A 26,781-nucleotide genomic window follows, 5' to 3' on the forward strand; every position below is an offset into this window, starting at 1 on the left:
GGGGCGACCGCTTGACCAGGAGTCTCAAGGCCACGCATCCGAATGGGCACCGAACCATTGAGGGCGCGCTCGGGTTCAATGCGCATGGCACGCGACGCGTGGCTGACAGGGTTGCGGGAAGCGTGATGTCGAAGACAACCGATTTGTCGCCGGGCCGGCTTCTGCGCGAGCCGGGCTCGCCCCTGAAGCTCGACGGCTTCACAGGGATCGAGGTGCACGATCCCAGGCTGGGAGAGGTCCTGTCCCCCGATGAGGTGCCGTCGGTCCTCTATCAGTTCACCCTGCACGGCGAGGGCACGGTCTGGGATGCGTCGCGCGGCCGCCTGGTGTGGTCCGACGTGCCGAACCGGCGCCTCCTCGCGTGGTATCCGGATGGTCATGTCGAGGTCGCCATCGACAACACGCAGTTCATGAACGGCAATGCCGTCGATGCCGAGCAACGCCTCGTCCATTGCGAGCATGGCCGGCGCTGCATCAGCCGCTCGAATGCCGACGGGGCGCCGGAACCGATCGTCACCCACTACCAGGGCAAGCGCCTGAACTCGCCCAACGACGTGACCGTGGCGCGAGATGGCACGATCTGGTTCACGGATCCAACCTTCGGCATCCTCATGCCTAACCAGGGCAGCCTCGTCGATCCCGAACTCGACCATCGCAGCGTCTACCGCTTCGATCCCCGCGACGGCGCGTTGCGGCGCATGGCCGACTTCGAGCAGCCGAACGGCCTGTTCTTCTCGCCCGACGGGCGCACGCTCTACGTGTCCGACACGGCGCGGTCCCTCGGCGAGATCATCGGCGGCCACCAGCGCGACACACACGAGATCCAGGCGTTCGCCGTCGACGCCGACGGCAGCCTCTCAGACCGACGCCTGTTCTGCCGCACCGACCATGGCTATCCGGACGGGTTCGCGGTCGATGAGAGGGGGTGGGTTTGGACGACTGCCGGCGACGGCATCCACGTCTACGCGTCGGATGGCGTTCGTCTCGGTTTCATCCCGATGCCCGCCACGCCCTCGAACTGCTGCTTCGGCGGCCCCAAACGGCGCCGGTTGTTCATCGCCGCGCAGTCCTACCTTTTGGCGGTCGACCTGAGCGACTGAGCGAGCCTTCGCCTCCCGGAAGACGACCGGCTCATCCCCTTGCTGAGCCATCCAGGGGACGCGCTCGAACATGAACGCGGTGCCCTCGTGCCGCACTCGGCGGCACGCGATGTCGCCGTGTTGCATATGTCCCGATCGAGCGTCGTCGGCGCCCGAAGGGCGAGTCGATCGGATATGCGCAAGAATCCCTCAGCGTTCGCCGGGGTCCAAGGTGGCGGGTCCGCTGGCGAAGGGCTGCTCTGCCACAAGCGAGACAGGCGCATAGCTTCCGCCGATCACGACAAGCAGAAGACCGCCGACGAGACCGAAGTTCTTGAGAAAGTCCCAGAGATGCGTCCGGCCCTCGCCGTTCCTCGACCAGAAACGCGGGAACTTCCAGAACTGGTGGTACGTCAATGCCGTAATTACGCAGAACCCGGCCAGCACGAGCGCCGCCGCGCGGTCCCACCGCCCGAGCACGATCAGCACTGGCGTAGCCCCCTCCACCGCGATGCCGAGACAGAGCAGCAGGGCTGGAAACGGCAGCGGGCCCGATTTCGCCTGACCCATCGCCTCACCCCAGTGGACGATCTTATCGTAGGCGCTCAACGGAAACATGCAGACGAGAAGAATTTTCGCCGCGAGCGGGACGGCCACCAGGTTGATCCAGATCATATAGAGACCGTGACAGCGGACATAAGTTGCTCGCGATTGGGAGTTTTCGTCGAGGAATGCACGTCCTCAACGTCACCGCCACACCTCGGTTTCCCAAGAACCGTGGTGAAACTGCGAACTAGCTTCACTGCAACGGGCACGATCCCGTGAACGTATGATCCGGAACGCCGAGTGCCCTCCCCTGTTGGGCGAGCGCTATCCTTCTACCGTACCGCAGTGCGAGGCAGGCCGATGCTGCAGGACCATTACGACGTCATCGTCATAGGCTCCGGCCCGGGCGGCGGCTCGCTGACGGCACGGCTCGCCGAGACCGGCAAGCGCATCCTGCTGTTGGAACGCGGCGACTACCTGCCGCGCTCGCAGGACAACTGGTCGGCCAAGACCGTCTTCGTCGACGGGGCCTATCAGGCGAAGGAGACGTGGTACGGTCGTGACGGCCAGTCGTTCAGCCCGGCGCTGCACTACTACGTCGGCGGCAATTCGAAGGTCTATGGCGCCGCGCTGTTCCGCCTACGCGAGCGGGACTTCGGCGAGGTACGCCACGTCGATGGGGTCTCACCGGCATGGCCGGTCTCATACGCCGAGTTCGAGCCATACTACGCCCAGGCCGAAAAGCTCTTCGCCGTTCACGGCACCCGAGGCGAGGATCCGACCGAGCCGTGGTCGAGCGGTCCCTACGATCATCCGGCCGTCACTCACGAGCCGCGCATCCAGAAACTGTCCGACGACTGGGCGCGCGAAGGGCTGAAGCCATTCCACCTGCCCCTCGGGATCAAGCTGGACGAGCGCGACGGAAGGCCGACGCCGACCAGCATCTGCATCCGCTGCGACGCATTCGACGGTTTCCCCTGCCTGCTGAACGGGAAGGCCGACGCCCAGGTGATGACCGTCGATCCGACGCTCGCCAAGCACGGCAACGTCACGCTTCTCGTCAACGCCTACGTCTCGCGGCTCGAGACCGACCCGGCCGGCCGCACGGTGACCGGGGTTCGCGTGATCCGGGAGAGCCGGGAGGAACGCTATACCGCCGACATCGTCGTCGTCGCCTGCGGAGCCCTGTCCTCGGCGCTGCTGTTCCTGCGCTCCGCCAACGCCGCCCATCCCAACGGCCTCGCCAACGCGTCGGATCAGGTCGGGCGCAACTACATGCGCCACAACATGTCCGTGCTCATGGCCCTCTCGAAGGATGTAAACGACACGGTCTTTCAGAAAACCCTCGCCGTATCGGATTTCTACTTCGAGTCGAAGGATTGGGAGTACCCGATGGGCCTGATTCAGATGTGCGCGAAGACGCACCCGGATCAGATCCGCGGCGAGGAATTCCCAAAATGGACGGGCTTCCTGCCGAACGCCCCGTTCGACATGGTCGCACGTCATTCCATGGACTTCTGGCTGCAGAGCGAGGACCTGCCGCATCCCGACAATCGGGTGATGCTGGGACAGGACGGGCGCGTGACCCTCGACATCGAGGAGAACAACCGCGAAGCGCACCAGCGGCTGCGCGCCAAGCTCTCCGACCTGCTGCGGCCGGGCGGCGCCTACACCTACCTGTTCGAGCGCTCGCTCTACCTCGGCAAGAACATCCCCCTCAGCGGCACGGCCCACCAGGCCGGGACGCTCCGGTTCGGCGCCGATCCGAGATCGTCCGTGCTCGACCTCGCCTGCAAGGCCCACGAGCTCGACAACCTCTACGTCACCGACGCGAGCTTCTTCCCGTCGATCGGCGCGGTGAACCCGACGCTCACAATCATCGCAAACGCATTGCGGGTCGCCGACCACATCGCGGAGCGGCTCGGCTAGCGGCCGATCCCTCCACATTCTGCACGACAACGAGGAAACGGCGATGCCAGCAGGGCACCGGTCGGCCGAAGGAAATGAGCGTTGAGCAAACCCATCGAAAGTTATGCGCTTATCGGTGACGGCGAGACCGCCGCGCTGGTCGGACGGGACGGCTCGATCGATTGGCTGTGCTGGCCGGATTTCGATGACGACGCATGTTTCTGCGCGCTCCTCGGAACCGATGACAACGGTCGTTGGTCGATCGCACCTCGAGCGCCGGTCATCGACGTCTCGCGTCGGTATCGCGGCGATACGATGATCCTCGAGACCCGGATGAGAACCGCCGACGGAACGGTCCGGATCACGGATTTCATGCCCATCCGCGAGACGCTCTCGGCGGTGGTCCGCATCGTGGAGGGATTGTCCGGCGCCGTCGAGATGGACTGCGACGTGGACCCACGCTTCGATTACGGCGCGCTAGCGCCGCGGTGGGAAACGAGTGCCGACGGCGCGGTCGCGGTGGCAGGACGGCACCGCCTCACCCTCCGCGCCAGCGTACCTGTCGGCGTCAAGGACGGCGGGGCGAAGGCAGCGTTCAGGCTGCGCGAGGGCGAACGGCACACGTTCGTCCTCGCGCGGACCGACGCCTGGGATAACGACGCCCCGCATCTCGACGTCGATGCCGTGCTCGGGGCGACGCAGGCGCACTGGGAGCGCTGGATCTCAGGCTTCGACCCCACGCGCACCCGGTGGGCCGCCGCCGTCAAGCGCTCACTCCTGACTCTGAAGGCCCTGACGCACGCGCGGTGGGGCGGGCTGGTCGCTGCGCCGACCGCAAGCCTGCCCGAGGTACCGGCGGGCGGCATGAATTGGGATTATCGCTACGCCTGGCTGCGGGATTCGACCTTCACGCTCGGCGCCTTCCTCAACGCCGGCTTCAAGGCCGAGGCGACGGCCTGGCGCGATTGGCTGCTTCGAGCTATCGCCGATGATCCTGGGTCTCTCCGGATCATGTACCGCGTCGACGGGTCGAGGCACTTGTCGGAATGGACCGTCGACGCGCTGCCGGGCTACCGGGAGGCGCGTCCCGTACGCGTCGGCAACGCCGCTTCGACGCAGAAGCAGCTCGACGTCTACGGCGAAGTCCTCGACACGCTCGCGCTGGCACGCCGGGTCGGCATCGCGGCCACCGACCATCAATGCGTCGTCGAGCGGCGCCTTGCCGAACACCTCGCCCAGGTCTGGCAGGACCGCGACGCGGGCATATGGGAGTCGCGCGGCGAGCCGAAGCGTTACACCTATTCCAAGGCGATGTGCTGGGTCGGCTTCGACCGGGTCCTGCGGCACTGCGACCTGCCCGGGGAGTTGCGCGCGACGCTGTCAGAATGCCGTGACAAGGTTCACGCCGAGGTCTGCCGCGAGGGCTGGAACCCAGGTCTCGAGACCTTCACGCAGAGTTATGGCAGCCACGATCTCGATGCGAGCCTCCTGTTGCTCCCGCTCGTCGGTTTCCTGGAAGCCACCGAGCCCAGAATGGCTGCGACGATCGAGCGGATAAGAAGCGACCTCGATCAAGACGGCCTGATCCGCCGCATGCGGGCAAAGGGAGACGGAGAGGACGAGGGGGCATTCCTGCCCTGCTCATTGTGGATGGCCGATTGCCTGCGGCTCCAGGGCCGCCCCGAATTGGCCGAGGACTACCTCGAACGGGTGCTCGGCGTGGCCAACGACGTCGGGCTCCTCTCTGAGGAGTACGACGTACCCGGGCGATGCCTCGCCGGGAACTTTCCGCAGGCCCTGACGCATCTCGGTGTGGTGAACACCGCGCTGAGCCTGTGCGGCCCCGTCGTCGATCGCGGCGGCGGCTGAGAGTCCGTCCCGTCCAGCACGATCGCATAGACCCGTGAACGCAAGGCGGCTGCGAGGCCTCGCCAAGCGCCACCGGACGGGGAATGTCCGCGCTTCGACCACCCTTGCCGAGGAGACGAGCGCCATGTCTGACGTGCTTCGCCATGCGGGGCCGGCCGAGCCTGTCCCGCACGTCGACCCGCCGCGCGCGTCCGATCCGCGCTTCGCCGCGGCGGTGCCCCACCATGCCCGCCTCCTCTCGCTCTACGACCAGGCTATCTTCGCCGAGGGGCCGACATGGTGGGCCGCCCGGGACATCCTGGTGTGGTCGGACGTCGAAGGTCGCCGGGTGCTCGGCTGGCACGCGGACGGCTGCGTGCGGGTCGTCATCGACGCCACGCCGTTCATCAACGGCAACACGGTCGACCGGGACGGCAACCTCGTCCATTGCGAGCACGGCAACCGCCGCCTGTCCCGAACCACCCCCGGCGGGCGCTACGAGGCCCTGGTCGAGACCTACGGAGGCCGCCGCTTCAACGCCCCGAACGACGTCGTCTGCGCCGCCGACGGTGCCTTGTGGTTCACCGATCCAGCCTACGGCCTCCGACTGCCCAAGCAGGGTGCGTTGGCGGAGTCCGATCTCGGCCACCACAGCGTATATCGCTTCGATCCAAGGGATGGCTCCGTCAGGCGCATGGCCGACCTCGGACAGCCGAACGGGCTGGCCTTCGCACCGGACGGGCGGACCCTCTACGTCAGCGACACCTCCCGCACGGAGGGGGGCGACGGGCACACGATCTACGCCTATCCGGTTCTGGATGACCGAAGCCTGGGCGAACGGCGGATCTTCGCCGAGGTCGAACCCGGCGTGCCCGACGGCTTCCGCGTCGACAGTCGCGGCTGGGTTTGGTCGAGCTCCGAGGCGGGAGTTCAGGTCTACTCCGCCGACGGGCACCGGCTCGGCCTGATCCCGACGCCGCAGGTGTGCTCCAATCTCTGCTTCGCCCCGGGCGAGCGTCGGGTGTTCATCACCTCCAAGGCGCATCTCTATGCGCTCGATCTCGGTGCCGGGGCCGCCGGATGAGCTCACGGTATCGTTAGATTGCGCGCAATGCGGTCAGGAACCGTGCACTCCATGTGCGGTTAGCCGGACACGATCGCGTCTCGTCGCGACACATCCCGCCCCGACTAGGAAATCCCCTGCATACGCCGGCATTCGAACGGCCGTCGCTGCACGCCCCGAGGACAGGACATGGCTGATTCCGTCGCCGACTTCTTCTGGAAACGCCTGGCCGAGTGGGGGGTGAAGAAGATTTTCGGCTATCCCGGCGACGGCATCAACGGCCTGCTCGGTGCCCTCCAGCGCAACGACCTGCCGTTCGAGTTCATCCAGGTGCGTCACGAGGAGATGGCGGCGTTCATGGCGGCCTCCTACGCCAAGTTCACCGGTGAGGTCGGCGTCTGCATGGCCACGTCCGGTCCCGGCGCGACGCACCTGCTCACCGGCATGTACGACGCACATCTCGACCACGTCCCGCTTCTCGCCATCTGCGGGCAGCAGGCGCGCAACGTCAACGGCGCCCACTACCAGCAGGAATTCGACCTCACGAGCGTCTTCAAGGACGTCGCCGCCTACGTGCAGCAGGCTTCCTCGCCGGCTCAGGTCCGTCACATCGTCGACCGCGCCATGCGCATCGCCAAGGCGGAGCGGAAGGTGTCGGCGATCATCCTGCCCAACGACCTGCAGGACGTTCCCTACGAGGCGCCCGTGCGCAAGCACGGCAACACCTTCTCGGGCGTGGGCTACACCGCCCCGAAGGTCGTGCCGTTCGATACCGACCTGCGCCGCGCCGCCGACGTGCTGAACGCCGGCAAGAAGGTCGCGATCCTGGTCGGGGCAGGCGCTCTGCATGCCACCGATGAGGTGATTGCGGTCGCCAACAAGCTGCAGGCCGGGGTCGCCAAGGCGCTGCTCGGCAAGGCGGCGCTGCCGGACGACCTGCCTTTCGTGACCGGAACCATCGGCCTGCTCGGGTCCAAGCCGTCCTCCGACATGATGGAGGATTGCGACACCCTCCTCATGATCGGCTCCGGTTTTCCCTGGGCCGAGTTCCTTCCGATGGAGGGTCAGGCCCGCGGGGTACAGATCGACATCGCGCCGGAGATGCTGTCGCTGCGGTATCCGATGGAGGTGCCGCTGTGCGGGGAATCCGCCGAGACCTTGCGCGCCCTGCTGCCGCTGCTGGAGCAGAAGAAGGAGGGCGGCTCCTGGCGCACCGGCATCGAGAAGGGGATGGTGTCCTGGTGGAAGGAAGCTGAGGACCGGGCCATGGCCAAGGCCAATCCGGTCAACCCGCAGCGCGTCACCTGGGAACTGTCGCCGCGCATGCCCGAGCGGGCGATCATCACCTCGGATTCCGGCTCCTGCGCCAACTGGTTCGCCCGCGACCTCAAGATGCGCCGCGGCCAGATGTGCTCGCTCTCCGGCGGTCTCGCCTCCATGGGTGCCGCGGTCCCCTACGCCATCGCCGCCAAGGTGGCCCATCCAGACCGTCCGGTGATTGCGCTCGTCGGCGATGGCGCCATGCAGATGAACAACATGGCCGAATTGATCACGGTGTCGAAGTACATGCACCGCTGGTCGAACAAGACCTGGATCTGCTGCGTGTTCAACAACGAGGATCTGAACCAGGTCACCTGGGAGCAGCGGGTGATGGAGGGCAACCCGAAGTTCGAGGCGAGCCAGACCATCCCGAACGTGCCCTACCACAAGTTTGCAGAGCTGATCGGCCTGAAGGGCATCTACGTCGACGATCCCCAGCGCATGGGGGCGGCTTGGGACGAGGCCCTCGCTAGCCCCGTGCCGGTGGTGCTGGAGGTGAAGACCGACCCCGAGGTGCCGCCGCTGCCGCCATTCTTCACTTTCCAGCAGGTGCAGAACTTCATGTCGATGCTCGGCAAGGGTGACCCGAAGGAGCGTCACCTCCTTGTCGACACCGCGCGTCAGGTGCTGAGTTCCGTCCTACCCGGCAGCAAGTAGGACGGCTTCCACGGCATGCATGACGATCCGAGGATTGGAACAGTGCGGGCGCGAGCCTACACCGTTCCCACTGATGCACCGGAGGCGGACGGTACCTTCGCCTGGGACAAGACAACCGTCGTAGTTGCGGAGGCCGAGGCTGGGGGCGAGACCGGCCTTGGCTACAGCTACACCGATGCCAGCGTCGCGCAGCTTATTACGAAGACGTTGGCGACCCGGCTTTCGGGGCTCTCTGCCTTCGACATCCCGCGGGCGAACGCGGTGCTGTGGGGGGCGGTGCGCAACCTCGGTCGCTCCGGGCTCGCCGCCAATGCGATCTCGGTCCTCGACACCGCTCTGTGGGACCTGAAGGCCCGCCTTCTCGGGCTGCCACTTGCCCGCCTGTTCGGCCAGGCGCAGGAGCGCGCGGAGATATACGGCAGCGGCGGCTTCACCAGCTACGACGACCGACAGTTGCGCGAGCAGCTCGCCGGCTGGGTCGAACGCGACGGTTGCCGAGCCGTGAAGATGAAGATCGGCAGCCAGCCCGAACGCGATCCGGCCCGTATGGCGGCCGCCAAGGCGGCGATCGGCGCAGCACACTTGTTCATCGACGCCAACGGCGCCTTTACCCCGAAACGCGCCATCGGCACCGCGCAGGTGGCGGAGCAGTTCGGCGTCACGTGGTTCGAGGAGCCGGTGACGAGCGACGATCCCGCCGGGATGGCCGCCGTCCGCGCGGCGGCGCCCGCCGGCATGGAGATCGCCGCGGGCGAGTACGCCTATACCCTGGACGACCTGCGCGGCCTGCTCGGGACTGGCGCGGTCGACGTCGCGCAGGCGGACGTGACACGGTGCGGCGGCTACAGCGGGTTCCTCAAGATGGTGGGCCTGTGCGAGGCGGCGCACATTGACCTCTCAGGTCATTGCGCACCGGCCCTGCACCTGCCCGTCGCTCTGGCGGCGCCGCGGTTCCGGCACCTCGAATGGTTTCACGACCACGTCCGCATCGAGCGGATGCTGTTCGACGGGGTACCCGTACCCCGGGACGGGGCGATCACCCCCGACCTGACCCGGCCGGGCCACGGCCTTATCCTCAAGACCCGGGACGCCGATGCCTACGTTGTCTGACCGCGGCCCCCGCCCGCCGGAACGCCACCGCGGCGCGCCGGGATCATCCGGACCTGCCCTGAAACGACGCGTCGCTCCCGCGCGGGTCGAAGCGGCGGTGCACCCGGTGGTGGTCCTCGCCGCAGCCGCTGTCGGAGCCGGTCTGCTGACGTGGTTCGCCTCCGGCCGCTCGAAGCGCCTCGACCCGGCCGCCTCGGAGGGACGCAGCTATGCGCCGCGCGGGAGCGCGGTGACGGCGAGCGCCGCGCAACGCCTCAACCACGCCTCGTCGATGCTCGCCGCCTCGGTGCTGTTCGACTCCGGCCTCGAGCATTACCGTGGCCAATTCTTCAACCGGGCGATGTACACGCCGATCATCGTGTCCAGCGTCACCCTCGCGGCGTCCCTGCACGGGGCCGGCGACACCGATCCCGGCAGCTCCCGCGTCCGGCACGCGGTGCAGGCGCTCGCCGGCCTGACAGGGCTGATCGGCTTCGGCTTCCACGCCTACAACGTCGGCAAGCGCGAGGGCAGCTACTCCTTCCAGAATCTGTTCTATTCCGCCCCCATCGGCGCGCCGATGGCACTGACGCTCGCCGGCATACTCGGCGTCGTCGCCGAACGCGTGCGCGACGCTGACCCCGACGCGCCCCAGCTCGCCGGTCTTCCGGCCGGGCCGGCACTTGCGCTTGCCACGGCGGGCATGCTCGTCGGCACGACCCTGGAGGCTGGGCTACTGCACTTCCGCGGCGCCTTCCAGAACCCGGCCATGTACATCCCCGTCTCCCTGCCGCCGCTCGCCGCCGCCCTGCTGGTTCGCGCCGCGGCTAAACCGGTAGGGACGAGCCAAGCGACCGCCAAATGGGGGATGTGGGCCATCTCGGCGATGGGCGTCGGCGGCGTCGCCTTCCACGCCTACGGCGTCGCCCGGATGATGGGCGGTTGGGCCAATTGGCGCCAGAACCTCATCGACGGGCCGCCGCTGCCGGCCCCGCCCTCCTTCTCCGGGGTGGCGCTCGGGGGGCTCGCCGCCCTCGAACTCATCGAACGCAGCCGCTTCCGCTTCTGACCTCGAAGGATCCCATGCGTTCAAGACTGGACCTATATCCGGGCTACGACGTGCTCGCGAAGCGCGACGGCCCGTCCTGGAACGCCAAGACCCGCGAGGTTTTGGAGGAGCGGCTCGCCATCGGGCCGGAGACGCGCCGCTTCTTCGACGAGGTGGAATGGTCGACGCTGACGGCGCTGGCCGAGCGGATCGTGCCGCAACCCGCCGACCGGGGGGATCCGGTTCCGGTGGCCGCCCTCGTGGACCATAAGCTCGCGACCGATACCCGCGACGGCTACCGCAACGCCGAACTGCCGGAGGAGCGCGAGGCATGGCGCCTGGGATTGCGGGCCCTTGATAGCGAGGCACAGTCACGGTTCGGGGCACGCTTCCACGAGCTCGGCGCCTGGGCGCAGGACGAGCTGTTGAAGCTTGCCGAGAAGGGTGACCTGACCGGTGCGGTCTGGGAGGGCATGCCTTCGAAGCTGTTCTTCCACCAGCGCATCCTCGCCGACGTGGTGAAGGCGTACTACGCCCACCCCACGGCCTGGAACGAGATAGGCTGGGGCGGGCCGGCCAGCCCGCGTGGCTACGTGCGCATGGATTTCGACCGCCGCGACCCTTGGGAGGCCGCCGAGGCCAAGCCCGGTCGCGAGGACGAGGCCTACCAAGAGAACCTCCGAGTCGGCCGATAAGGATACCTCCGTCGATGCGCATCCCCGGCCTCGGCAACGCCGCCGACAACCCCAAGCACGTCACGCCTGGCGACGACCCGGAGCACCATCCCCGCGCCCGCGACGGCCGCGCGCCCAACGTCATGCGTATCGGCGAATGGGTGCCGATGCGCCAGCACCGGGACGACGAGGAGGTCGACTTCGCCATCGTCGGCACCGGGGCGGGCGGCGGAACCCTGGCCTGTCGGCTCGCGGAGGGTGGCCTATCGGTGGTGGCCTTCGACGCCGGCCCGTATTTCCGGCCGCTGGAGGACTTCGCCTCGGACGAGAGCCACCAATCCAAGCTCTATTGGACGGACGAACGCATCGTCGACGGTGAGAACCCGCTGCAGATGGGCTCGAACAACTCCGGCAAAGCAGTGGGCGGCTCCACCGTCCACTATGCCATGGTGGCCCTGCGCTTCCGGCCGGAATGGTTCAAGGCCCGCACCCTGATGGGCTACGGCGCCGACTGGCCGATCGATTGGCGGGAGATGTGGCGCTACTACGATCAGGTCGAGGACGACCTGAAGATCTCCGGCCCGGTCAACTACCCCTGGGGGCCGCACCGGCGGCGCTACCACCGGCGCGCGCACGAGATCAACGCCGCCGCCAAGGTGCTGGCCCGGGGCGCGGAGGCGATGGGCATCGACTGGACGCCGACGCCGCTCGCCACGGTCTCGGCCCCGCACGGCGACGCGCCGCCATGCGTCTACCGCGGCTTCTGCACGCTCGGCTGCTCGACCAACGCCAAGCAGAGCGTGCTCGTGAGCTACCTGCCCCGCGCCCTGAAGGCCGGCGCCGAAATCCGCGACCTCGCCATGGTGGGCCGCATCGAGACGAAGAATGGGCGTGCCACCGGCGTCCACTATTTCCGCGAGGGGAAGTGGCGGTTCCAGCGCGCGAAGAACGTCGTGGTGGCGGGCTACGCCATAGAGACGCCGCGCCTGCTCCTAAACTCGGCGAACCAGGAGTTTCCGGACGGCCTCGCCAATTCCTCGGGCCTCGTCGGCAGGAACCTGATGGTCCAGGGTAATCAGGCGGTCTGGGGCGTTTTCGACGAGGAGATCCGCAGTTACAAGGGTCCGCCCTCCCTGGCGATCAGCGAGCACTGGAATTACGACGACAAGGGCTATGGTCCCTTCGCGAAGGACTTCTTCGGCGGATACTCATACATGAGCCAGGGGCCGCTACCGCAGCTCTGGGCCAACACTCAGGCCTCGGCGCATGGCCTGTGGGGCGAGGCGCTCGTCTCGGAGATGCAGCGCTACAACCACGTCGCCGGGCTCAAGGTCGTCTCCGAGTACATGCCGCAGGAGCGCAACCGAGTGACGCTCGCTGACGTGAAAGACCAGTACGGGTTGCCGGTCGCCCGGATCACCTATTCCTGGTGCGACAACGACAAGGCGCTGAACCGCCATGCCCTGAGGTTCTTGCGCGAGGCACTGGTGTCTGCGGGCGGCCGCGAGGTCTGGGACCAGGGCGACGACACGTGCCACCTCAACGGCACGGCTCGCATGGGTGCAGACCCTCGCACCTCGGTGGTCGATGCCGATTGCCGGTCCTGGGACATCCCGAACCTGTTCGTTTGCGACGGTTCGGTGTTCCCCACGACCGGCGGGGTCAACCCGTCGCTCACCATCCAGGCGATCGCCCTGCGTACCGCCGATCGTATCCAAGCCACCGCGACCGGCAGGGGAGAGCGGCGTGGCTGATGTGAGATGCCCGCCCGCCGCCAATCCCGTCCGCCGCCCAAGAGAACTGGTCCGGCAGTTTATTGGACCGGTGGCACTGATCGCGCTGGGCAGCCTCGGCGGCTGCGGGGTGCTCGATCACGGCTTCATGGGGGCTGCCGGACCGATCGCCGATAAGACCCGCAGCCTGTTCCTGCTCGCCTGCTTCATCCTGCTGTTCGTCGTCGGGCCCGTGCTGCTGCTGACGCCGATCATCGCTTGGCACTACCGCTTGTCGAACACTAAAAGTGCCTACCGGCCGAAATGGGGTTTCAACTGGTCGCTCGAAGGCCTGATCTGGATCCCGCCCGCGATCATCGTGATCGTGCTCGCGGTATTCCTGTGGCGGGATACGCATGCGCTCGATCCCTACAAGCCATTGGTATCGCCCAATCCGCCGGTCGAGGTGCAGGTCGTGGCGCTCGATTGGAAGTGGCTGTTCATCTATCCCGAGGAGGGGATCGCCAGCGTCAACGAACTCGCCTTCCCGTCCGACCGTCCGATCCATCTCAGCCTGACCAGCGCCACGGTCATGCAATCGTTCTTCGTGCCCCAGCTTGGTGGGCAGATCTACGCGATGGCCGGCATGACGACACAGCACAACCTGGCCGCGAGCGAACCGGGCCGCTTTCGTGGCGAGAACACCCAATTCAACGGAATGGGATTTCAGAACCAGAAATTTCCCGTCCTGGCGCAATCCGCCGATGACTACACAGCTTGGCTCGCGCGCGCCCGTGCGGGTGGCAAGACCCTCGACATGAATGCTTTCAAGGCGCTGTCCGCCCGCTCGACCCAGGCCGAACCGATCGTGTTCGGATCGGTGACGCTGGGCTTGTTCCAATCGATTCTCGCCCTGGACCATCCAGGCATCCATGCCGCCCACATGAGAGCCCGATGATGAGCGGCGACAGCCTTTGGTACGTCCTATTCGGCCGGCTCGACGCGAAGGCGCTGCCCTTCGTGCGAGCCTGGAACGACCCCAACCTGAGCGAGATCATCGGCGCCTTCGCGGGCGCGATGGTCGTGATCGGCGCCGTCACCCTCGTGGCATTGTTGACGTGGAAGCGCTGGTGGCGTCCGATGTTCCTCGACTGGCTGACCAGCCTCGATCACAAGAAGATCGGCATCATGTACATCGTGCTCGCCGGTGTCATGTTCACGCGCGCGTTGATCGAGGCGGTGTTGATGCGCACTCAGCAGTCGCTCGCCGTCAACGCACCCGGCATCGTTGCGCCCGAACACTTCGCCCAGCTGTTCAGCACCCACGGCAGCATCATGATTTTCTTCATGGCGATGCCGTTCCTGACGGGCTTGATCAACTACGTCGTGCCGCTGCAGATCGGTGCCCGCGACGTCGCCTTCCCGCTGCTGAACTCGATCAGCCTGATGCTAACGGCTGGCGGGGCCGGCCTAGTCATGATTTCGCTCGCCATCGGCGAGTTCTCAACCGGTGGCTGGTCAGGTTACCCGCCCTACACCGAGACGGCGTATCAACCTGGCGTAGGGCCCGACTACTGGATCTGGGCGCTGACCTTGTCGTCGATCGGCACGACCCTCTCAGGCCTCAACTTCGCGACAACGATCTACAAGAAGCGCTGCCCGGGCATGCATCTCCTACGCATGCCGCTCTTCTGCTGGACGTCGCTGTGCACCGCGATTCTGATGATCTTCGCGATGCCACCGTTGACGGTTGCGACCGCCCTGCTCGCCCTCGACCGGTATCTCGGCTTCCACTTCTTCACGAACGATCTCGGCGGCAACATGATGAACTACGTGAACCTCTTCTGGCTGTTTGGCCACCCTGAGGTTTACATCGTCATCCTTCCGGCTTTTGGTATCTATTCAGAGGTGGTGTCGGCCTTCTCGTCGAAGGAACTCTATGGCTACACCTCCCTGGTCATCGCAACTATGGCCATTGGCGTCCTCTCGTTCACGGTCTGGCTGCACCATTTCTTCACGATGGGACAGAGCCCGGATGTCAATTCGTTCTTCGGGATCGCGACGATGATGATCGGCATACCCACCGGCGTCAAAGTCTATGATTGGATCTGGACGATGTTCCGTGGCGAGATTCGCTTCACGCCGCCGATGCTGTTCTCGGTCGCCTTCATTATCACCTTCGTGCTCGGCGGCCTGTCCGGCATTTTGCTCGCGATCCCACCCGTGGATTTCATGGTCCATAACACCGTCTTCCTAGTCGCGCATTTCCACAACGTGCTCATCCCCGGCACGCTCTACGGCCTGATCGCCGGCTACCAGTACTGGTTTCCAAAGGCGTTCGGGTTCCGTCTGTCGGAAGGCTGGGGCAAGATCTCGTTCGTGTGTTGGGTGGTTGGTTTCTACCTCGCGTTCATGCCGCTCTACGTGCTTGGTCTCGGGGGCATGCCGCGGCGCTCCCAGGCCTTGTTCGAACCCGACTACCGGCCCTGGCTGCTCGTCGCGGTCATCGGTGCCTTCATCCTTCTCACCGGCCTCGTGACGCTGTTCGTGCAGCTTTGGGTCAGCGTACGCGACCGCGAACACAACCGCGTTTCCGTCGGCGATCCCTGGGATGCGCGCAGCCTGGAATGGTCAGTCTCAGCCCCACCGCCTGAGTACAATTTCGCGACGATCCCGCATGTCAGCGGCCGCGATACGTTCTACCTTCGCAAGGTGCATGGGGGCGCCTACAAGCCCGCCGACCATTACCGCGGCATCGAGATGCCGAAGAACAGCTGGGTCGGGCCGCTCGTCGGCTTCGGCGGCGCGGTCTGCGCCTTCGGCCTCATCTGGCACATCTGGTGGATGGCGATGCTCGGCTTCGCGGCGATCTGGCTGCCGGTGATCGCGCGCAGCTTCGTGCGCGAGACCCACCGCTGGATCCCGGCGGCCGAGGTGGAGGCGGAGAACCGACACTGGCTCGATCTCGCTCACGCCACTCATCCCGTGCCACGACAGCTCGAAGAGAGTCAGGCCAATCGCGGGCTCGCGAAGGTTAATCCGGCAGAGGTCGCAGCATGACCGGACCGCAGCTCCGGCACGTCGGCCTCAACCTCCAGGGTTCCGACGAACTCGAAACGGACGATGCCGAACTCGGCCTCTACGGGTTCTGGATCTTCCTGATGAGCGACGCGGTGCTGTTCGCGCTGCTCTTCGCAGTCTACGGCACGCAGGTCACCGCCACGGCGGGAGCACCGGGACCAGAGGCTGAGTTCAAGCTCCGCAGCGCGTTCATCGAGACGCTGATTCTGCTCACGAGTAGCTTGATCTTCGGGCTCTCGGCGATCGCGATGAAGTACGACCGCACACGGACCGGTCTCGTCGTCTGGCTGTGCCTCACCCTCGCACTCGGCCTAGCCTTCCTCGGCTTCGAGGCCAACGATTTCGCGACGATGCTTCGCGACGGCGCCACGCCGGACCGCAGCGGGTTCCTCTCGGTCTTCTTCGCGCTAGTCCCGACGCACGGCCTCCACGTCACGGCCGGCTGCATCTGGATCGCGGTGATGCTCGTGCAGGTCGCGATCTTCGGGACGGACGCTCGCGTCAAGCTGAATCTTCTGAAGCTGGGCCTGTTCTGGCACTTCCTCGACGTCATCTGGATCGCGATCTTCTCGGTGGTTTACCTGCAGGGAACGCTCGGATGAACGCGCGCGATCAATTCAGGGGTATCGTCCTGCTGAAGGCCATCGGAGCGGCGGCCCTTCTGGGAAGCGTGCGTGTGCTGACCGGCGGTCCGAATCGGCGATCGGGGGGCTTGCGCGACGACAGGAGCCAAGTCGCCGACGAGCGTCACTCCAGGCGGGATGACCTGAGAACCTACGCCGTCGGCTACGTCCTCGCGCTACTCCTGACGGGCGCGGCCTTCGCCGTCGTGACGTGGCGATGGGCGGCGGGTGCGACGGCGCTCGGGATCATCCTCGCCCTGGCTTTGCTTCAGGCGGTGGTACACTTTCGTTATTTCCTGCACGTCGACCTGAGGCGCTCGGCCCGCGACGACCTTCAGCTGATCCTATTCTCGAGCCTCATCGTCTGCCTCATGGTGGGTGGCACCCTCGTCGTTCTCCTCAACCTGCGCATGCGGATGATGTAGCCGATCGCGGTGCCACCCGGGCATTCTACCGAAGGCGCTGCGGTGGCTTCGAAGCCTTGGCGATCGATAGCGTGCCGAGCAGCGCCGCGCCGAGCGCGGCGGCGATGCCAAGCTTGAGCCAGCGCGGGTCGGCGGCCGGCACGGTGGTCAGCGCGCGGTCGTCGAAGCGTCCATGCGCGCCCGGATCGGTGTCGACGGGACCGTACAGGTTGTCCGGCCGCCCTTCGAGCGCCGCTTGGTTCGTCATCTCGCCGCGATAGCCGTGCCGCGCGAGGTACCCGTCGATCCAGCCCGGGACGATCATGTTGCCGATGATCGCTTTCCAGGTCGGGAAGCCGATCCAGAGTTCGCGCGGCGAGGTGTGGGCGGCGCGATAGACGTGACGGGCGATTGCCTCGGGCTGATAGATCGGCGGCACCGGTTCCAGCCGACGCGGCATGCGGGTGCGCGCCCAGTCGAACTGGGGCGTGTTCACCGCCGGCAGCTGCACCATCGTCAACCGCACCCGGCTGCCATCGTGCAGCAGCTCGCTGCGCAGGCTGTCGAGGAAGCCGCGCACGGCGGCCTTGGCCGCGCAGTAGTTCGATTGCAGCGGAATCGAACGGTACGCCAGGGCCGAGCCGATGCAGACGATGGCACCATAATCTCGCGCCTGCATGTGCTTCAGCGCGGCGAGCGTGCCGTGGACCTGACCGAGATAGGTGACCTCGGTCGCCCGCCTGTACTCCTCCGGCGAGGTCTGCTGCACGGGCGCGTAGATCGTCACCATGGCGACATTGATCCAGACGTCGATGCGACCGAACTCCCTCACGGTCTCGTCCGCCGCCCGCATGACGGCGTCGGGATCGGCGACGTCGACCTGATGAGCCAGCGCACGCCCCCCTGCGCACTCGATATCCTGTACGGTCCCTCTCAACCCCGCCTCACCCCGCGCCAACACCGAGACATTCCAGCGGTGTCGGGCGAACTCGTGTGCGATCGCCCGTCCCACCCCAGCGCTGGCGCCTGTTATCACCACGGTGGGACGTCGGTCAGCTCTACTCTCTTGGTTCATCGATCGCTCGCCGGGGTTGACGTGGACATATTCTTATCCACGCATGATCAACACCCAGGTCTACATAGCGTTCGCATAATATGAACGCGATGACGGTCCAATTCGACATGAAGGGTACCCAGGTCGCTCGAAATCTCAGTTGGCGCGCCGACACTGTGGCATAAAATACAGGCTGAACGTCCGCACGAAGCCATCGCGTTCGTTCGAGCAATTCGACGCAATGCGCCACGGGTGCCCCTGCGCGAAGGTGGCCGGGACCTGCCGCCGCCATGCCGGTGCCAGGACACGCAGGCTGGCGGCAATCGGTTCCGCGCCGATCAGGTTCGCTGAGGGCGCACAAGAAGGTGGTGCCCCCACAGGTTGACGCCTTCGGCCGCTGTCGTGAAGGAGCGTGACCGAGGCGCCACCGGCCGGGTCCTTCCATGAGGACGTCCGCCCGCGTACCGGCTTACCGGAGCGTCGGGGACTCGCCTGGCTGCAAGTATCGGTCGCCGCCGTCGGAACCGCCGGGCGAAACGTGGTCGTTCAGGCGGCCCAGGTGCTCGAAGACGTGCTCGAAAGCAGCGGTGACGGCCTTCTCTGTGTTTAGGCGTGGAATAAGGGTTCATCTGCACATTCGGTGCTGAGAGATGATTCGGGCGTTGGTTCACGTGGTGGCCCGAGGGCAGCGCGATGCCGATGTCGAACCCGTCGATGCCGTCGGTCCCGGACGGCCTGCACGTCGATGATCTGACGCTGAATCAAACGGGGTTGCTGATCACCGCCCGGACCACGGCGACCCAGGCCTCCTGTCGGGTCTGCGGGCGTGTGTCAGTGCGGGTGCACAGCAGGTATTGGCGGATGTTCAAGGACCTGCCCTGGCAGGACCGGGCGGTGACGTGGCTGGTGCAGGTGCGCCGCTTCCGGTGCAATCATTGCCCGGGTCGGGTCTTCGCGGAGCCCGTGCCGGGGCTGGGCGCGTGCAAGGCGCGCCGCAGCGACAGATTGGCCGAGGCGCAGACCGATATCGGCATGGTGCTCGGCGGCGAGCCCGGCGCACGGTTGTCGCGGCGGCTGGCCATGCCGGTCAGCGGTGACACCGTCCTGCGCCTGATCCGCCGTCGCGGGACCATACCGTCAGCGCCGCCGCGCGTGGTCGGCATCGACGATTGGGCCTGGCGGCGTGGCCGGTCCTACGGCACCATCGTGTGCGACCTGGAGCGGCGGCGCGTCATCGACCTGTTGCCCGGCCGCTCTTCGGCACCGGTGCGGGACTGGCTTGCCGCCCATCCGAGCGTGACCGTCATCAGCCGCGACCGCTCTGGACCCTACGCCGAGGCCGCGCGCACGGGAGCACCGGCGGCGACGCAGGTCGCGGATCGCTGGCACCTGCTCGTCAACGCGTCCGAGGCGCTGCGAGGCATCGTCGAACGGCACCAGTCCGAGATCCGGGACGTGGCGCACCGTGGCGTGCACGATCGCTCTGCCCCTCCTGAACTGACGGAGACCGCACCCACGCCGGAGGTATACAGCCGGCGACGCGATCGCTGCGAGGCGGCCCTGTGCCTCCACGGCGAAGGTCTGCCGAACAAAGAGATCGCGCGCCGTATCGGTGCGTCCCGCAACGCCGTGCGCCACTGGGTCCGGGCGGGCCGGTTCATGCCCTACCGCCGAGCACCGGGCTCAAGCCGGCTCGACCCTCATCTCTCCTTCATCGAGATGCGCTGGCAAGAGGGTCAGCGCAGCGCCATCGTCCTTCACCGCGAGCTGCATGCAAAGGCCTTCACCGGCAGCTACGACATCGTTCGGCGCTGGGTCGCGCGACGGAGGCAGGGTGCGTCGGCGCGACCACCGTCAGCCCGGATCCCCTCGACGCGCCGCATCACCCGGTGGCTGACCGGCGATCCGGCCGCGCTGGCGCAGGAGGATCGCGCCTTCACCGAGGCGCTCTGCGGCGCCGCGCCGAAGCTGAAGCGGGCCGCCGAGGATGTCCGTGCCTTTGCAGGCCTCCTGCGCCAGAACAATCCTGCTGGACTGACGCCATGGCTGGAGGCGGCAGCCGCGACCGATCTCAGCGGCTTCGTCACCGGGCTCCGCCAAGACGAGGCCGCCGTGCGCGCTGCCATCGTCGAGCCCTGGAGCAACGGTCCGGTCGAGGGACAGGTCAACCGCCTGAAACTGATCGAGCGCAGCATGTACGGCCGCGCCGGATTCGATCTCCTGCGCCAACGCGTCCTACATGCCGCGTGAGCCGAGGCCGGAAGAGCTTGCCCGGATAACCGACCCGCAGCATCGAAAGTGCGGATGAACCCTATTTGAACGCTCGTCCGCCGAGCCAGGATGACGCCTCAAGCAACAGCACCGCCTTCCCGTATGCCGCGCGCCGCCGCGCCGCGCCAATGCCGGCGGCGCCTCCCCTACGATGATGACGTCAAACTCGCTGGCCATGTGGCTGTAGGTGAGGCCGGCCATTGGGTGCGACAAGCACCGAGGCTCGCGGTGGGCGGCACCGTTCGAGGCTATTTGGTGCTGCCTGGACTTACAGGCTGAGCTGCTGGAGCGTCCGCTTCGGAGAACGCGCCGCAGTTGGCTGCACGGCCGCAATGGGCGCAAAGCCGAAGGTCCGCTTTTCGACATCGAACCAACTGGCGCCATTGGAAGAGATTTCAGCCACTCCTTCGTCTGCTGCAGCGACAGCAATAACATACGCTTTAGTATCAGCATCTCGGGACGCATAAAATATTCGGTGTATTTTCGCCAATTAGGTCCGGTCGTTTCGTACAAGTTGAAATGTGTTTGCAGATTTTGCCATGCAAGTTTGTGCGTGGCGAATGCGGCCACAAGCTAGACGACAACCACAGCCTTGACATTAGGATAATTATCCGGTACTGATACTTTTGTCGCTCACCCTGTGCGACTGAAAGCACCTGCGATGACGCCGCTTCAGTTCCTGCCTCGGCCGCCAGCTTGGCGCGCCCCACCACCGCGATCAGCGCGGCCTCAGCGCAAATCATCTTCCCCTCGCAAGGCGGCCTCCGGGCCGCCTTCGTCGTTTCTGGAGCCCCAACATGTCCAACCAGCAGCCTAAGCCGACCTGCACCAACGGTGATCGGGGTCAACCGCCCAAAACCGTTAGATTTCTCGGCGAACCCGAGGGCGGCTCGCAGCCCCGCGCTAGCGCAACCTCAGCTGCGTCACCCGCGCCCGAGCCTACGGCTCCGGTGACCCCGACAGGCAGCGCAGTCGCTGGTTCGCACGCTCAGGCCACTTCAGGACCATCCAAGCCGCCGGCTTGTAATGCCCGCGTGCCCGGCAGCTGGGACGCGATCAAGCCGGGTTCGCTTGTGCTCGCCACCGAAGGGCATGCCGATGGCTGGTTTGAGTCCCTCGTCGTCGCCACCCGCGCCGACTACCGCTTCCTCCTACGCTGGCGTGACTGGCCTGAGTTGCCCGAGTTCACCCGCCGCCGCGACGAACTCGCCCTGCTGCACCCCGCCACCGACCCGCAGGGCTGAGCACCCGCGTCCCGCATCGCTGCATCGAAGGAGAACGAAATGACCGACCGTGCCGATCAAATCCCGCACACCGCCAGCCTACCGGCCTTGCTGCCTGTCGCTCAGGCACCGCAGCGAGTTCGCCCCTGTGCGGGTGTCGACGCCGTCTTAACAGCAGCCCTCGAAGCGGTCGCCAGCCTGGAGGGCGACGACCTAGAGGTGGTGCTGCGCGCCGCCGAGGCGCAACGCCCCGGCGTGCGGAAGGCACTAGGTGCCGCGTTCGAGGCTGAGGCGCATCGTTTCGCCGAGCTGTCACGGCGCGCCTTTGCAGCGGTCGACCGTTTGGCCGCCCATCGCGCATCGGCCGAGTGAAGCAGACGATGACGAACGTCTAGGCAACACAAGGACAAAACATGAACAAGAGCGCGCACCCTAATCCCTCGCACCGCACGCGGCCCAGGGAGACCGCCAGTACCGCGCCCATCGCGCAGCTCAATGATGCGTTCCGTCGGAGCTTCGTCGGTGGTCGTGTAGTAGAGACGGCAAGTGTATTCGCGCTGCCAGAGGCCGAGCGCATCGCCGTCCTACTGGCGGTGCGCCGCTTCGATGGCTTCGACGGCGACAACGATCCCCACGGCGAGCACGACTTCGGCGCGGTCGAGGTCGGCGTGCGGCGCTTGTTTTGGAAGATCGACGCCCACGACTGCGATCTGCGCGGACACTCGCCCGATCCGACTAACCCTACGGTGACGGCCCGCGTCCTGACGATCATGCTGGCCGAGGAGTACTGACGTGGCCAGTCATCACCGTAGACGTCTTGCGTTTCGGGCGCTGGTGTTAGGCTCGCTCGCTCCCGCAGCGATGCTCGGGGGCTGCTCACGCGACATCCGATGCAGCGATCAGACAGTCATTGATGCGCTCCACCGGTCGCTCGACCAATTGTATGCCGAGTTCCGGCAGGTCGCAGACGTTGAGTGGGAAATTCGCGACCTTATTGCGGTCGAACAAACGCCGCGAAAATCGGTCTGCAAAGCGGTGACCCGCATCAGCGTCACCTTCGCCGGCTCCAAGCAGCAGGAAGACACCGCCATCATCTTTTATGCCGAAGCGACGGAAAAGGGCGACGTGGTCGTAACCGTGCCGACGCCGAACCGCCCAAAGCCATGAGGCGGGCACGCGTAACGCTGCCTACCTGCCACGTTGATTAGAGCATTGCGTTGATGCGAAGCGGCGCATGAACCCCGAAGATCAACTCGTCCTGTTCGTCGCCTACGTCTGGCTCATCGTGCTGGCGGGATTTGCCCTGCCGTCGGTTATTGCCTTCCGGCGGCGCGATCCAAACCGCTGGCTGATCCTGGCGATCAACGCGAGCGTGGTCGGCTGGGTCGTGGCACTGGCTTTAGCGGTGTACCCGATGTTTCGCGCAGACAGGCTTAAAGGCTTAGATAGTGTTGATGCAGGTTGAATTCGCCGGCCGCCAGTCGTCTCCGCTGCTGATGGCCTCGCAAAAGCGCGCTGAGCCTACGTCACCGGGTGGGTCATTCTTCGGTGCCTCGGTTGGCGATTAAACACCCTGGGCCCTCGTACGTGAGCTCACGTCTGAACGTAGCTGAGTTCGCATAGTTGAAGGCATTTATTTTTTGCGACGGCTGTGAGTGCCGACGCTAGGCCGAGAGAGGAAGACCGCTAAGGGTGGTTTACGGCAGGTCCGCTTCCGAGCGACGAGTCGTTAAAGCGGAACACCGAGCCTCGCCCGCTCGAGGCATCTGTCAGCAATCAAGGTGCGGCCCTGACCACAAAACGCCGCACGCCAGTCTGACCAAGCCCCCTTCCACGCCGGCGAATCATATCCCATTTATAGTCTCGCTTCTCTAAGGCGTGACGATCATGGACCAGAGCCTGCTATCGCCGGCCAATTTGCAGGCGCTTCTCGAATTTGGCGCTGCCGCGGTGGCTACGGCTGGCATCGAGGAGTTGACAAAGGATGCCTACGGCGCCGTCAGGGCGAAGATCCGCGAAATCTTTGGTCGACCCGGCGAGCGCGCCCTAATCGCGCTTGAGGCTGATCCTGCATCTGCCACAGCTCGACAACAAGTCACTTCAGTGCTCGCGACCATAGAAGCTGACGACCGGGAGGATCTCCGCCCTGTTCTGGAGGCTCTTATCGCTGCGATTAACCGCGATGCGGCGGCTCAGGCCGCAATCGAGCGCTATCAGGTCAGACTTGACCTAGACGTTGGTAAGACTGCCAACATCGAGGATCTTGAGGGTCTTGAAAGCCTCGATATACGGGCAAAAACTGGCGATGACTTCAACCTGAAACGTCTACTTATGTCGAATAAAGGTGAGCCGGGAAAATAGATGGCGCGTCCGTTAACGGTTTAACCGGCGCGCCGAACACGAACCCCAACATTACGGCCGCTCAGTCAGTGGCTCAGTCATTCTCGGCATCGATACAGGCAGGTGGCTCTGTCATCCTCAGAGACATCGTTCAAAAGATTGAGGTAGGTGTCGGCGAAGCGACGCAACAGGCAGCAGTAAAAGAAGCGAGAGCTGCTGCCGCTAGGACGGACGAGAATTTTGACGACATCAAGGCGCAGCTTGCCGATGTCTTTGCCGCACTTAAGCAGCGCCCAGGTCCGATTGTTGGCGAAGATCGGAGCCGTGATGGTTTCGAGGTAGAGCCGTTTCTAAATGCGCAGCTTGATGAGATGCGCGACCGAGGTGATAAGCTCCCACCGGACCAAGCAATCGAAAATGCCAAGAGCTTCTTGGCCACATTGCCGGCAGCCGCTGCGCCGGTCATTCAATCCCGTGCGCGCAACATCCTGGGCCATTTCTATCTCAGGATAGGAGACCGGGTTAAGGCACGTAGCCTCTTGGACGAGGGCTATAGACATGCTCCCGACGACCGGCGCGCTATAGCGAACCGGGTCCTATCCCTTTGGCTGGCCGAGACGCCGGCAGAAGCTTACCGCTTCGGGTGCGATGCAGCTCAGGCCGACCCGGGGAATGAGTGGGCGGCGGCCTACGCGGTCCAGGCGGCCTCAGATGCAACGGACGTAGCAGATCCTCTCGCCGGCCTGCCCGAGTCACTTAGGCGGAATGCCGCGGTATTGACCGGTCTTCTCGTATTCCTTCGAAGGCGGGAGGTCGTCCCAGAGTGGTGGGATCGCGCCCGTGAAGCTGCTGGCCTGTACCCTGACAACAAGGACCTAACCAGGGCTGCGGCCTTGGCTGATGTCGATGAAGTCTCACGTGATCCGACGCCAGCTCTCTCCGGTGTTCTCAGCGGTTATCAGCGTGCGAAGCTCGAACTTGCGGTCCCATGCTTAGACGCTGCTTGGCGGGAGCAACGCACTCACCTAACCGATCCCCACTCCTTGGCAGCACAAAACCTCGTCGCCGCGATGGCTGGCGCCCACCTCTTGGGCGATCGACAGCTTGCGATCGAACTCGCTACGGTCGTTGCCGATGAAGGTCTAACGGACTGGCATCCGGTTGTGGCTGCGGCTCAAACCGCCATGAACAGGGGGGAGAATAACCTCCTGGCTCGCCTCGTCACTCTTTGCCCTGAACACCCCACGATTAAATTTTTTGCCGGCATCGCGGCGCTTCAGCGTGGTGATCTCCGTGCAGCAGCGCGTGCTTTCGCGGAGGCGGCGGTTCCCGACTCAGAGAAAGTGCTCATCGAAACATTTGCGCGCATTGAGAAAGCAAAGGAGAGGGTCGGTCATCTCATTGAGGACGATTTTGCTACAGCGCTTCGACTCAGGCGGGGGGACGCACGCGCAGCGGTCATCATCTCGCGCCAGGCGCACCGAGATGGTTGCCTATTAGCGGCAGAGAATGCTTACGCCTCGGCCTTTGCCTTGGCGCGTCGCGAGGACTCCTTTGCAGCCCGAACCATGGCAGCGATGCTCGCAGCTGATAGGGGGCGCTGGGCGGACGTCATTGAATTGATTGACCAACGTGTTCCACCAGGAGCTAATCTGGAGGCTTGGCAGCTTCTCACGACCGCTCATGCTGCGGAATGGCCTAAAAGGCTGCGCAACCGCCGCTTTATCGATAGCCTGCCCAATGAGATTACTGATCTACTTGTCCTAGCGAACAAGGCGCTGCTCCTATCGCAGTTGGGCTATGTAGACGACTCGCTGAAGATCGCCACCGATCTTTCTAATGCCGACCCAAACGACTCTTTCTCGCGGCTTCTCCGCATCAACCTTCTTGGCCGTCTTGACCGTAAAGAGATGATCAAGCAGGATCTCGATGCTATAGACCTGCTTAACTTGCATGGTGCTTCGCGCCACCGCGTTACCTTGATCCAGTGTGTAGCGCGGGAATGCGGTATAGGTCGCGCGTTGGAGGCTGCTTACGCTCTTTTACGCGAGCGTCCGGATGATGCTGATGTAGCGGCTGGCTATGTCGGCCTCTTCACGCTCTCCATGCTCGGTGAGCCGCGGTTTGCCTTGGACCCAGAGCCGACAACCGTAGCCGTTGGCACCTGGGTCGAACTGACTCCGAAGCACGGTTCACCTCGCAGCTTCCTGCTCGACGAGGGCGACGATTTTCTGGGGATCGGCGTCTTCCCGCCCGAACATGAGCGAGCGCGGCAGGTCATCGGGCGTCAGGTTGGCCAGAAGGTCTCGCTTCCCCGTGCGATGGTAGGCCCAGAGATTTGGACGATCACAAATATCAGAAGCCGAACCCTTCACGCCTTCCGCGTCCTGTCGGACGAATTTCAAGATCGCTTCCCCGGGCACGGAGCATTTGTCAGCCTACAGCTGGAAAATGACGATCCGACGCCCTTCATCGAGATGGCCGATCGGCGCAAAGTAGCTGTGGAGAATGCCCTTCACGCCTACTCTGTAGGGCCGATGCCGCTGCCTGTCGTGGCGCACGTCCTGGGCGAAACGGTCCTCGAATTTACCGATCGCTTGAGAGGAAATCGGCTAGGCGTCCAGACTTGCGCCGGCACGCTCGAGGAGTTGCGGGTTGCCGTGATGCTCGCTCATCGTGTGCGAGGCAGGGGTGCGGTACTCGATCCATACACGGCGATCGCCGCTGCTGCGGCTGGGCTCCTCCCCGCCCTCCGAGCGTTCTTTGGCACCCTCTACACGCCTGTCTCGACCTTAGGCCTTATTGAGCGCCAGAAGGCTCTATCGCACCAAACCCGCCAGC

General features: G+C 65.2%; 23 protein-coding genes and 1 pseudogene. 21 read left to right on the forward strand and 3 right to left on the reverse strand.

The window, feature by feature from the left end:
* Positions 1–125: 125 nt before the first annotated feature.
* Complete coding sequence (locus OXS49_RS05565; RefSeq protein WP_267422567.1) at positions 126–1,100, forward strand: SMP-30/gluconolactonase/LRE family protein; 975 nt, start codon at positions 126–128, stop codon at positions 1,098–1,100.
* 189 nt (positions 1,101–1,289) lie between these two features.
* Here OXS49_RS05565 and OXS49_RS05570 read toward each other — a convergent pair whose 3' ends face one another.
* The gene (locus OXS49_RS05570) at positions 1,290–1,754 is read right to left on the reverse strand and encodes a DoxX family protein (RefSeq protein ID WP_267422568.1); all 465 of its coding nucleotides are present in this window, start codon (positions 1,752–1,754) and stop codon (positions 1,290–1,292) included.
* A 231-nt stretch (positions 1,755–1,985) separates the two neighbouring features.
* Between OXS49_RS05570 and OXS49_RS05575 the strand changes: the two genes are divergently transcribed.
* The 12 genes from OXS49_RS05575 to OXS49_RS05630 all read left to right on the forward strand — a co-directional run bounded on the left by OXS49_RS05575 (position 1,986) and on the right by OXS49_RS05630 (position 17,073).
* Positions 1,986–3,554, forward strand: a complete 1,569-nt coding sequence (locus OXS49_RS05575) for a GMC family oxidoreductase (protein ID WP_267422570.1) — start codon at positions 1,986–1,988, stop codon at positions 3,552–3,554.
* A gap of 81 nt (positions 3,555–3,635) precedes the next feature.
* Positions 3,636–5,402: a glycoside hydrolase family 15 protein gene (locus OXS49_RS05580; protein WP_267422572.1), complete on the forward strand. Its 1,767-nt coding sequence runs from the start codon at positions 3,636–3,638 to the stop codon at positions 5,400–5,402.
* Between the two features lie 124 nt (positions 5,403–5,526).
* Complete coding sequence (locus tag OXS49_RS05585) at positions 5,527–6,465, forward strand: SMP-30/gluconolactonase/LRE family protein (RefSeq protein WP_267422576.1); 939 nt, start codon at positions 5,527–5,529, stop codon at positions 6,463–6,465.
* 168 nt (positions 6,466–6,633) lie between these two features.
* Complete coding sequence (locus OXS49_RS05590) at positions 6,634–8,421, forward strand: thiamine pyrophosphate-requiring protein (RefSeq protein ID WP_267422578.1); 1,788 nt, start codon at positions 6,634–6,636, stop codon at positions 8,419–8,421.
* 15 nt (positions 8,422–8,436) lie between these two features.
* Positions 8,437–9,531: an enolase C-terminal domain-like protein gene (locus OXS49_RS05595; protein WP_267422580.1), complete on the forward strand. Its 1,095-nt coding sequence runs from the start codon at positions 8,437–8,439 to the stop codon at positions 9,529–9,531.
* Positions 9,532–9,637: 106 nt separating this feature from the next.
* Positions 9,638–10,579 (forward strand): hypothetical protein, encoded by a 942-nt coding sequence (locus OXS49_RS05600; RefSeq protein ID WP_267422582.1) that lies wholly within the window; start codon positions 9,638–9,640, stop codon positions 10,577–10,579.
* Positions 10,580–10,593: 14 nt separating this feature from the next.
* Positions 10,594–11,253, forward strand: a complete 660-nt coding sequence (locus OXS49_RS05605; protein WP_267422584.1) for a gluconate 2-dehydrogenase subunit 3 family protein — start codon at positions 10,594–10,596, stop codon at positions 11,251–11,253.
* Between the two features lie 14 nt (positions 11,254–11,267).
* Positions 11,268–12,986 carry a GMC family oxidoreductase gene (locus OXS49_RS05610; RefSeq protein ID WP_267422586.1) on the forward strand — a complete coding sequence of 573 codons (1,719 nt, stop codon included), beginning with the start codon at positions 11,268–11,270 and terminating at the stop codon, positions 12,984–12,986.
* A complete protein-coding gene (locus tag OXS49_RS05615; RefSeq protein WP_267422589.1) occupies positions 12,979–13,902 on the forward strand; it encodes a COX aromatic rich motif-containing protein in 924 nt (307 codons plus the stop codon). Before OXS49_RS05610 ends, OXS49_RS05615 begins: the two co-directional genes overlap by 8 nt.
* A 119-nt stretch (positions 13,903–14,021) precedes the next feature.
* Positions 14,022–16,004 carry a cbb3-type cytochrome c oxidase subunit I gene (locus OXS49_RS05620; protein ID WP_267422592.1) on the forward strand — a complete coding sequence of 661 codons (1,983 nt, stop codon included), beginning with the start codon at positions 14,022–14,024 and terminating at the stop codon, positions 16,002–16,004.
* Entirely contained in the window at positions 16,001–16,627 is a 627-nt protein-coding gene (locus OXS49_RS05625) for a cytochrome c oxidase subunit 3 (RefSeq protein WP_267422594.1), read from the forward strand. Before OXS49_RS05620 ends, OXS49_RS05625 begins: the two co-directional genes overlap by 4 nt.
* Positions 16,624–17,073 (forward strand): cytochrome C oxidase subunit IV family protein, encoded by a 450-nt coding sequence (locus OXS49_RS05630; RefSeq protein WP_267422595.1) that lies wholly within the window; start codon positions 16,624–16,626, stop codon positions 17,071–17,073. Before OXS49_RS05625 ends, OXS49_RS05630 begins: the two co-directional genes overlap by 4 nt.
* Positions 17,074–17,098: 25 nt before the next feature.
* Here the strand turns inward: OXS49_RS05630 and OXS49_RS05635 are convergent, their stop codons facing one another.
* The gene (locus tag OXS49_RS05635; RefSeq protein WP_267422597.1) at positions 17,099–18,127 is read right to left on the reverse strand and encodes an SDR family oxidoreductase; all 1,029 of its coding nucleotides are present in this window, start codon (positions 18,125–18,127) and stop codon (positions 17,099–17,101) included.
* A 693-nt stretch (positions 18,128–18,820) separates the two neighbouring features.
* Here OXS49_RS05635 and OXS49_RS05640 point away from each other — a divergent pair.
* Positions 18,821–20,356 (forward strand): ISL3 family transposase, encoded by a 1,536-nt coding sequence (locus OXS49_RS05640; RefSeq protein ID WP_267422620.1) that lies wholly within the window; start codon positions 18,821–18,823, stop codon positions 20,354–20,356.
* 67 nt (positions 20,357–20,423) lie between these two features.
* On the opposite strand, the pseudogene OXS49_RS33585 reads toward OXS49_RS05640, so the two are convergent.
* Positions 20,424–20,554 (reverse strand): annotated as a pseudogene (locus OXS49_RS33585) (FAD-dependent oxidoreductase); the annotation flags it as partial.
* Positions 20,555–21,411: 857 nt separating this feature from the next.
* Here OXS49_RS33585 and OXS49_RS05645 point away from each other — a divergent pair.
* The 7 genes from OXS49_RS05645 to OXS49_RS05675 all read left to right on the forward strand — a co-directional run.
* Positions 21,412–21,621, forward strand: coding sequence for a hypothetical protein (locus OXS49_RS05645; protein ID WP_267422599.1), 210 nt, complete (start codon positions 21,412–21,414; stop codon positions 21,619–21,621).
* A 39-nt stretch (positions 21,622–21,660) separates the two neighbouring features.
* Positions 21,661–21,972 carry a hypothetical protein gene (locus OXS49_RS05650; protein ID WP_267422600.1) on the forward strand — a complete coding sequence of 104 codons (312 nt, stop codon included), beginning with the start codon at positions 21,661–21,663 and terminating at the stop codon, positions 21,970–21,972.
* A 41-nt stretch (positions 21,973–22,013) separates the two neighbouring features.
* Entirely contained in the window at positions 22,014–22,391 is a 378-nt protein-coding gene (locus OXS49_RS05655; protein WP_267422602.1) for a DUF3768 domain-containing protein, read from the forward strand.
* Between the two features lies 1 nt (position 22,392).
* On the forward strand, positions 22,393–22,767 hold the full coding sequence (locus tag OXS49_RS05660; RefSeq protein ID WP_267422604.1) for a hypothetical protein: 375 nt from the start codon (positions 22,393–22,395) through the stop codon (positions 22,765–22,767).
* A gap of 67 nt (positions 22,768–22,834) precedes the next feature.
* Positions 22,835–23,065 carry a superinfection immunity protein gene (locus OXS49_RS05665; RefSeq protein ID WP_267422606.1) on the forward strand — a complete coding sequence of 77 codons (231 nt, stop codon included), beginning with the start codon at positions 22,835–22,837 and terminating at the stop codon, positions 23,063–23,065.
* 422 nt (positions 23,066–23,487) lie between these two features.
* The gene (locus OXS49_RS05670; protein WP_267422607.1) at positions 23,488–23,961 is read left to right on the forward strand and encodes a hypothetical protein; all 474 of its coding nucleotides are present in this window, start codon (positions 23,488–23,490) and stop codon (positions 23,959–23,961) included.
* Between the two features lie 68 nt (positions 23,962–24,029).
* Positions 24,030–26,781: hypothetical protein (locus tag OXS49_RS05675; RefSeq protein WP_267422608.1), on the forward strand; the 2,752-nt coding region annotated here is incomplete at its 3' end.

Source organism: Methylobacterium sp. GC_Met_2 (genome assembly GCF_026540795.1).
In the GTDB taxonomy this organism is placed as follows: domain Bacteria; phylum Pseudomonadota; class Alphaproteobacteria; order Rhizobiales; family Beijerinckiaceae; genus Methylobacterium.

Bases quoted from the DNA above. Each gene is read 5' to 3' on its own strand.
- OXS49_RS05565 (WP_267422567.1), top strand. From the start codon at position 126: ATGTCGAAGACAACCGATTTGTCGCCGGGCCGGCTTCTGCGCGAGCCG.
- OXS49_RS05570 (WP_267422568.1), bottom strand. From the start codon at position 1,754: ATGATCTGGATCAACCTGGTGGCCGTCCCGCTCGCGGCGAAAATTCTT.
- OXS49_RS05575 (WP_267422570.1), top strand. From the start codon at position 1,986: ATGCTGCAGGACCATTACGACGTCATCGTCATAGGCTCCGGCCCGGGC.
- OXS49_RS05585 (WP_267422576.1), top strand. From the start codon at position 5,527: ATGTCTGACGTGCTTCGCCATGCGGGGCCGGCCGAGCCTGTCCCGCAC.
- OXS49_RS05590 (WP_267422578.1), top strand. From the start codon at position 6,634: ATGGCTGATTCCGTCGCCGACTTCTTCTGGAAACGCCTGGCCGAGTGG.
- OXS49_RS05595 (WP_267422580.1), top strand. From the start codon at position 8,437: ATGCATGACGATCCGAGGATTGGAACAGTGCGGGCGCGAGCCTACACC.
- OXS49_RS05605 (WP_267422584.1), top strand. From the start codon at position 10,594: ATGCGTTCAAGACTGGACCTATATCCGGGCTACGACGTGCTCGCGAAG.
- OXS49_RS05610 (WP_267422586.1), top strand. From the start codon at position 11,268: ATGCGCATCCCCGGCCTCGGCAACGCCGCCGACAACCCCAAGCACGTC.
- OXS49_RS05620 (WP_267422592.1), top strand. From the start codon at position 14,022: ATGGTCGTGATCGGCGCCGTCACCCTCGTGGCATTGTTGACGTGGAAG.
- OXS49_RS05625 (WP_267422594.1), top strand. From the start codon at position 16,001: ATGACCGGACCGCAGCTCCGGCACGTCGGCCTCAACCTCCAGGGTTCC.
- OXS49_RS05630 (WP_267422595.1), top strand. From the start codon at position 16,624: ATGAACGCGCGCGATCAATTCAGGGGTATCGTCCTGCTGAAGGCCATC.
- OXS49_RS05635 (WP_267422597.1), bottom strand. From the start codon at position 18,127: ATGAACCAAGAGAGTAGAGCTGACCGACGTCCCACCGTGGTGATAACA.
- OXS49_RS05640 (WP_267422620.1), top strand. From the start codon at position 18,821: ATGCCGTCGGTCCCGGACGGCCTGCACGTCGATGATCTGACGCTGAAT.
- OXS49_RS05650 (WP_267422600.1), top strand. From the start codon at position 21,661: ATGACCGACCGTGCCGATCAAATCCCGCACACCGCCAGCCTACCGGCC.
- OXS49_RS05655 (WP_267422602.1), top strand. From the start codon at position 22,014: ATGAACAAGAGCGCGCACCCTAATCCCTCGCACCGCACGCGGCCCAGG.
- OXS49_RS05665 (WP_267422606.1), top strand. From the start codon at position 22,835: ATGAACCCCGAAGATCAACTCGTCCTGTTCGTCGCCTACGTCTGGCTC.
- OXS49_RS05670 (WP_267422607.1), top strand. From the start codon at position 23,488: ATGGACCAGAGCCTGCTATCGCCGGCCAATTTGCAGGCGCTTCTCGAA.